This window comes from Vibrio sp. 970, assembly GCF_033339075.1.
In genome coordinates, this window is the sequence record NZ_JAWOTW010000537.1 from 1 (window position 1) to 599 (window position 599).

The window sequence follows — 599 nt, forward strand, 5'->3', positions numbered from 1 at the left end:
CGACAATTTGGTCATGTCTGTTGTGCACGAACAAGATAAAGTTTGCGGATTTCAGTTCCACCCAGAGTCAATAATGACGACTTACGGCGCAACCTTGTTGGGCAACGCGATTGAATGGGCGCTTGAGAAAAATAACGCATAAGGAAATGGGGAGAGAAACTATGGAAGCAATCATCAACAAACTGTACGAACAGCAATCACTGACTCAAGAAGAAAGCCAACAGCTATTCGACATTATTATTCGCGGCGAGCTTAATCCAATTTTAATGGCATCGGCATTAACAGCATTAAAGATCAAAGGCGAAACGCCTGATGAAATTGCCGGTGCAGCAAAAGCCCTACTGGCGAATGCGAACCCGTTCCCTCGTCCTGATTACGACTTTGCAGACATCGTAGGGACAGGGGGCGATGGTCACAATACTATCAATATCTCGACGACGGCCGCCTTTGTTGCAGCAGCATGTGGCCTAAAGGTCGCGAAACACGGCAACCGCAGCGTATCAAGTAAATCCGGCTCTTCTGACTTACTGGACTCGTTTGGCATCAACCTAGCAATGAGTGCTGAAGACACCCGCAAAGCGGTTGACGACATTGGCGTT

The 599-nt window shown here is 47.9% G+C and carries 1 protein-coding gene and 1 pseudogene; both read left to right on the forward strand.

Annotated elements, in window-relative coordinates; translation table 11 throughout:
- On the forward strand, window positions 1–142 hold a 142-nt coding region (locus R7Q11_RS27725), incomplete at its 5' end, for a glutamine amidotransferase-related protein (protein WP_405532560.1).
- Window positions 143–161: 19 nt separating this feature from the next.
- A pseudogene (locus R7Q11_RS27730) lies at window positions 162–599 on the forward strand (anthranilate phosphoribosyltransferase); the annotation flags it as partial.